1 protein-coding gene and 1 pseudogene are annotated in these 1352 nt (G+C 46.2%); both read right to left on the bottom strand.

Annotation, left to right across the window (positions count from 1 at the left end; genetic code table 11):
• Window positions 1–60 precede the first annotated feature (60 nt).
• Window positions 61–834, bottom strand: a complete 774-nt coding sequence (istB, locus tag BLQ32_RS19535) for an IS21-like element helper ATPase IstB (RefSeq protein WP_074511891.1) — start codon at window positions 832–834, stop codon at window positions 61–63.
• Window positions 834–1352 (bottom strand): annotated as a pseudogene (locus BLQ32_RS19930) (IS21 family transposase); the annotation flags it as partial. The gene istB and the pseudogene BLQ32_RS19930, both read right to left, overlap by 1 nt.

Here is a 1352-nt window from a genome sequence, read left to right as displayed (position 1 = left end):
TGTAACCGTCAAGTAGAATAGATCAATTTTCCCCAAATAAGATAGATCAACTTTCCCCAATTAAGACAGACCACTTGTTTCGGGAAACAAAGTTTTTCGGTATTTCATACGGATGCTGTCCGTTTCTTCACCAAAGGTAATGATTTCGCTCCGGTGGAGCAGGCGATCTAAGATGGCCGTCGTCAATGTGGGATCACCCAGGAATTTACCCCATTCATTCGGACCCTTGTTCGAGGTTAAAATGAAAGCAGCTTTGTCATAGAGGTCGTAAATGAATTGAAAAAACAAATGGGCTTCGTGTGCTTCATACGTCATATACATGACGTCATCAATAATGACCAGATCAGATCCAATAATCCGCTTATAGCGGGTGTTGGATTTTTTGATGTGTTCCCGGGTTTTCAGGATATACATCAGATGGGCCATGGAAACGAAGGAAACTTGGAATCCTTGCTGGACGGCATGCACACCTAACGCGACGGACAGATGCGTCTTGCCTGCACCTGTCGGTCCCATTAAGATCAATGTGAAATCCTCCTCCACCCAATTCAACTCTTTCAACACATTGAATTGCTTCTCGCCTAACGCATTTTGTTCCTTTAAATCGTAGGCATCCAGCGTCTTCAGTTCCGGAAACTCTGCCCACTTCATCAAGCGCTCCGTGGTCTTCTGTTCCCGACACTGCAGCTCATAGGAAAGAAGTTCATGGGTGAACTCGTGATACGTCCAACCTTTGGCTTCTGCTTTTCGAAGAAGCGCAGGCAGCTCTTTTGCCGTTTCTGCCAACCGTAAGGTTCGGCATTGTTGCTGTAAGGAATCGAAAGGATGGCTCATTACATTCGCCCTCCACTCAGGACTCTCAGGTATGTATCGCTGGATCGTTCAGGCGCTTTCAGCTCGATGTACTTTTGATTCAGTTGAATTTCAGGTGTGGATGCTTGCTGGACCTGTCGGTCTAGTGAGTAAGCGATATCACGGAAATCGTTGCCACTAATTAATTGCAGTTTTTGGACTTCCTTCAAAGCGGCTTCCGTGCTATTCGGATGCTTTTGGATGGCCTTTTGAATCACTTTCAGCTGATCGACCAAATGCCGTGGATACTTCTCCGTTAAGGCTTCGATAAACCACTGGATGGCAACTTTATCAGAAAAGGCATCTGTCAGTTGGTGAATCAATAGGCTGCGTTTCGATTCGCTTTTCGTCCGGTGCAGCGGATCTGAAATCACTTGGCCTTTTTGATTTGAAAGTTGATGTTTCGCCAATATGGGACCCGTTGGTTTCAAGCGGATCAGGAGTGTCTGGTTCTCAGCTACCTGAAGGTAGGCCGTGTTTGCTGAAGCTTCCTGGTATGT

Source organism: Planococcus glaciei (genome assembly GCF_900099655.1).
In the GTDB taxonomy this organism is placed as follows: domain Bacteria; phylum Bacillota; class Bacilli; order Bacillales_A; family Planococcaceae; genus Planococcus; species Planococcus glaciei.
This window is presented reverse-complemented; position numbering and strand designations above follow the sequence as displayed.